The organism is Rhizobium sp. RHZ02 (assembly GCF_014851575.1).
GTDB classification, from domain to species: Bacteria; Pseudomonadota; Alphaproteobacteria; order Rhizobiales; family Rhizobiaceae; genus Rhizobium; species Rhizobium altiplani.
Genome location: NZ_JACUZX010000061.1, coordinates 1 through 4190, shown reverse-complemented (window position 1 = coordinate 4190; position 4190 = coordinate 1). Strand labels below are relative to the sequence as shown.

At 54.4% G+C, this 4190-nt stretch carries 8 protein-coding genes; 3 read left to right on the top strand and 5 right to left on the bottom strand.

Annotation, left to right across the window (positions count from 1 at the left end):
* Position 1: 1 nt before the first annotated feature.
* Genes IB244_RS31405 through IB244_RS31395 form a run of 3 tightly spaced genes read right to left on the bottom strand, consistent with a single transcriptional unit; the run spans position 2 to position 727 of the window.
* Positions 2-295, bottom strand: a complete 294-nt coding sequence (locus tag IB244_RS31405) for a hypothetical protein (RefSeq protein ID WP_192306951.1) — start codon at positions 293-295, stop codon at positions 2-4.
* Positions 296-308: 13 nt separating this feature from the next.
* A complete protein-coding gene (locus IB244_RS31400; protein WP_192306949.1) occupies positions 309-536 on the bottom strand; it encodes a hypothetical protein in 228 nt (75 codons plus the stop codon).
* A complete protein-coding gene (locus IB244_RS31395; protein WP_192306947.1) occupies positions 533-727 on the bottom strand; it encodes a helix-turn-helix domain-containing protein in 195 nt (64 codons plus the stop codon). The genes IB244_RS31400 and IB244_RS31395 overlap by 4 nt, the downstream gene beginning before the upstream one ends.
* Positions 728-817: 90 nt before the next feature.
* Here IB244_RS31395 and IB244_RS31390 point away from each other — a divergent pair, with 90 nt between their 5' ends.
* The gene (locus tag IB244_RS31390) at positions 818-1537 is read left to right on the top strand and encodes a LexA family transcriptional regulator (RefSeq protein ID WP_281419667.1); all 720 of its coding nucleotides are present in this window, start codon (positions 818-820) and stop codon (positions 1535-1537) included.
* Between the two features lie 30 nt (positions 1538-1567).
* Here IB244_RS31390 and IB244_RS31385 read toward each other — a convergent pair whose 3' ends face one another.
* Complete coding sequence (locus tag IB244_RS31385; RefSeq protein WP_192306943.1) at positions 1568-1846, bottom strand: hypothetical protein; 279 nt, start codon at positions 1844-1846, stop codon at positions 1568-1570.
* Positions 1847-2199: 353 nt separating this feature from the next.
* On the opposite strand from IB244_RS31385, the gene IB244_RS31380 reads away from it, so the two are divergent.
* Positions 2200-2523 (top strand): Arc family DNA-binding protein, encoded by a 324-nt coding sequence (locus tag IB244_RS31380; protein ID WP_192306941.1) that lies wholly within the window; start codon positions 2200-2202, stop codon positions 2521-2523.
* Positions 2524-2652: 129 nt separating this feature from the next.
* Here the strand turns inward: IB244_RS31380 and IB244_RS31375 are convergent, their stop codons facing one another.
* Positions 2653-2925 carry a hypothetical protein gene (locus IB244_RS31375; protein ID WP_192306939.1) on the bottom strand — a complete coding sequence of 91 codons (273 nt, stop codon included), beginning with the start codon at positions 2923-2925 and terminating at the stop codon, positions 2653-2655.
* Positions 2926-3258: 333 nt separating this feature from the next.
* Here IB244_RS31375 and IB244_RS31370 point away from each other — a divergent pair, with 333 nt between their 5' ends.
* Positions 3259-3429 carry a hypothetical protein gene (locus IB244_RS31370; RefSeq protein ID WP_192306937.1) on the top strand — a complete coding sequence of 57 codons (171 nt, stop codon included), beginning with the start codon at positions 3259-3261 and terminating at the stop codon, positions 3427-3429.
* Positions 3430-4190: the final 761 nt, after the last annotated feature.

The window sequence follows — 4190 nt, the reverse complement described above, 5'->3', positions numbered from 1 at the left end:
CTCACTGCCCAATCCTCGCCGTCTTGGTGGCAGAGCAAAACTCAGCAGCAGTGTTGGTGCGAGCGATGATGTCCGTGTATGCCAGCTTCATGCCGAGAGCGATGTATGCCGCTGCTTCTGCCGGGATGCCGGTTTCTTCTGCGCCGCGTGTGACGAGTTCAGTAAGGACGCCCTTCTGTACCTGCGCTCCGCATACCTCGATGCCGACTGCAGTCAGTGCAGCAGTCCGGAGGCTTCCTTCAGCCATTGCAGGGGAAGCTATGAGAAGTGATGAAAGTGCTAGTGCGTATTTCATTTCATGCCCCTTCCTAAAACGGGATGTCATCGTCTGGCGTCCAACGGTCGCGCGTTCCGATGTCGGTAACGTCAACGTCGCGCTTGACGACGTGGTGGGTTGCCTCGAGGACGTAGAATTCCACTTCTGGGCTTTGACGAGCGAGGCGCTTAGCCTCGGTGATCGCGCTCAGCTCCGTCTTGTGACGATGCGTCGGTGCGCGCTGGTGCAAGCCGTAGACCATCCAGAATGTGCCGCTCACGCCACCTGCTCCATGAAATCCTCAGCCTTGACCTTTCCTCTGGTCGCGACCTTGATTTTTGCGATGAGATCGATGCGCGGCGTTCGCTCGCCGCGAATGATCCTCGTGATCGTGGAAGGCGCCACGTTGATGCTGGCAGCAAATGCGGCCGGCTTGATCTTCTTTTCGGAGAGGTACGTTTCGAGCTTCATGCTCACAATTTGCCACATGGCACATATTTGTCAACTGGCAAATTGCCATTTGGCGCTGGAAAATTTCCCCACATGGCAAATAGCTAGGCCATGACAAACAAAATCCATGAAAACCGAGTCCGCGAAGTTCGCAAACCGAAGATGACACTCGAGGAATTGGCCGAGGCAACGGGCATCTCCGTTACTCACCTCTCCAGGATCGAAGCCAGAACGCGCGGTTTCTCCTTGGAGAACGTCATCAAAGTGGCGCGCGCCCTAGGAGTTGACCCTTCGGAGCTAACTGACGAGTACGACCACGAGCAGCTCACCGAAGCGAGCAATATGCCCATGGGAGCCATCCCGGCCGACGGCGCAGCGAACGACGCGATCCCTGAGATTGATCTTGTTGCGGGTCTTGGGGGCGGCGGGATATCAATCGTCGAGAACACGACGCAGAACGGCATCACGTTTCACCGGGAATCCGTTCGGGATCATTGGCGGGTTCCGGAATGGATGCTTGGCCGCATGGGTGTCCGTCCTCCCCATGTCGCAGCGTTTCCTTCACGAGGGGATTCGATGACCCCCACCATTGAAGACGGTGATGTCGTTTTCATCGACACTCGCCACCGCGTCCCCTCGCCTCCCGGCATCTACGCGCTTGCTGACGAGTTTGGAGGCGTGGTGGTGAAACGCCTTGAGGTCACGTCTCGTCCAGGCGATGAGATGATCAAGGTTCAGATCTCCTCGGACAACCCGCGACACACAACGCGCGAACTAAATCTCGACGAGATCCAGATCGTGGGCCGCTATATCGGCCGCTTTACGATCTAACCGAAAAGGGCGGCATGACCGCCCTAGGCTTCATCCGAAAGCTACGAATTGGCGTTCATCACGGATTCGGATATCCGCGACGACCTTGCCGACAACAACGTCGTTAAACTTCTCACGATCCATGTAATGCGATCGGTAGATGGCATTCTCTCGGGAGAGCAGCAATCCGCCATCCGGGCCCAGAACATTAGTGACCCGAAATAGTTCAATGCCTAGCCCCGCATCAACGAGGTAGACGCCCTCGCCCTCGTATGACGTTACCGGAGCGGTGAGCACATAGTCTCGTCCGCCGCGAAGCGCTGGCTCCATCGTGTCCCCGAAAACTGGGTGAACCCGGAACCTATCGTTCAAAACTGCGACTGAAGTCGCCCTGCCGTCTAAATTCATTTTGCACCCCCCATAACAAGAGGGGAGACCAACCGACAGCATGTCCTCTGATTCTCACAATTGGGAATTGCAGAAACACGCACAACAATAGTAGTCTGCATTCGCATGTTGAAAATTCCATTCTTAATTGCGTTATCCCATTTGAAAACAAGGCCAATATTCTAACGGGCCTCGCCCTCTCCTCTTTTCCCCGGCGGTCTTCTCCTCCCTTTGGACTGCTCAACCTATCGTAATAAACCCGCGCCCCCGGTTCCAGTAGTTCAAGCGTATGGCCAGTGGCCAATATTTATTTGGTTAATTGCAACCGCTATGCATTTCGCATGACTGATCAAAGCCCTAGCCGATCTCTGGACAAGATCATCATCCGTTTACCGGATGGGCTCAAGGAAAGAATCCGTCTGGTTGCAGAGAAGAATGATCGATCAGTCAACGCCGAGCTGCTGACATTGCTCGAGCGAACCTATCCGCCCGAATCCATCGTCGATGACTACATTCGAGATATCGCGGATTTGGTGAGGATGGCGCCAACCGATGACCAGGCGAGACTTTGGCGGTCGATTTCTGAGAAGATTGCTGTTGCTAGTAGAGAAACAAAATAAACGTTTCTCACCCTTCCAATTACTCCTCTCAGAGCAAGAACCTTATAAACTAATAAAACTCTGTTATTAAGACTGACCGTTATTATGGGTGCACCACCATGCACCTCAACACGTGCACCACCATGCACCTCAGAACGGGCCAGACAGTTCGACAGGCACAAGCTGATACGAATTGAACAGCTTGTTGTGCCCCGGCACCCGAACTCGGGTGGCACGGATTAAGCCGTCCGCCTTGAGCTTGGCAACCGCGCTTTTCACGATCCTGATGCCGCACCCAAATTCCTCCGCGATCCGTCCTTGGGACAAGACCCACGACCGATCCGTTGGATTGATTGCCGTGGCGATGCGCACCGCCACAAGCTTCTCCACGTAGGAGTACTCGGCCTTTGGTCGAGTGAGCATGTACCGAATCCAGTTGTCCCGCATCCGATAGAAAGATCCAGCCGCTGAAAGCTGTTTGGGTGTTTGCGTGTCCATACCTTGTTTTGCCACATGACAAAAAGATTTGCCAGATGGCATTTTGCCACTTGTCAAATAATTTGCCACGTGGCACATTGTTCTTCGTAACCAGCGCAGAGACGCACCTCTCAACTGAACGGAGGCCGTCATGTGAAGGACAGCTAGCAGATAGCGGTGGGGCGCTAGCCTCGAACAACCCCACCGCCAAACCCGACCGACGAGACCTGCCCCACGGCACGCGAGAAACGTTGATCGGCATCGAACAGAGGTGAGGCAATGGGAATCGACGAGCGAGATATCAAAATCACCATGCGCTATTACCGATGCTCTCGTCAGGAAGCGATCGAGGCTTTGGAGGACGGAAACGACGAAGCTGTCTGCGAATTTGAAATGGCGACTTACGAAGATCGTGACGCGGATTTCGCGGCTCAGGGAGATTGGGCATGATGCGCGGCCTCGTTACACGCTGGAAGCACTGCAGTGTGGATGGGTGCGAGAACCCGCACAAGGCCAGCGGATACTGCAACAGCCACTACATGCGCCATCGCAGATATGGCAATCCGCTAGGCGGTAATAAAACCAATTGGCTTGAACCGCTTGAGTTCGCACGTTCCTTAGTGGGAAGAACCGACAAGGAATGCATCATTTGGCCATATGCAGGCGCTGGGAAAGGATACGGTAAAATACGTATCAATGGCCGTAGCACTGGTGCGCATAGGCTTGTGTGCTCGTTGTCACACGGTGATCCTTCAAGCGATCGCCTGATGGCTCTTCACTCCTGTAACAACGGGAAAGGTGGATGTGTAAACCCAAACCATCTCCGGTGGGGCACATACAAGGAAAACTTTGTTGATGCCGTAAAGGACGGGTCTGCGTCTATTGGTGACCGGCATTACAGAACAAAAATTTCAGATCATGACGTACTTGCCATCAGAGCGCTTCGAGGCGTCGAGCCGAGGGTAGAGACGGCCGAAAAATACGGCACCACAGCAAGTTACATAGCGCTTATCCAGCAAGGTCATTCCAGGAAAAGAGTTGGGAGGCCAGCATGACCCTCGTCGTTCGTTACAATGTGGAACGCTGCAGCCGAAACGGCACGACGTTTTACCTCGATAGAGGCTGCGAATGGACGACCGATCCTGAGATGGCTTGGGAATACGAAGAGTACCAAGACGCAGATCGCGACATGCGCAGCTTCGGCGGCGAAG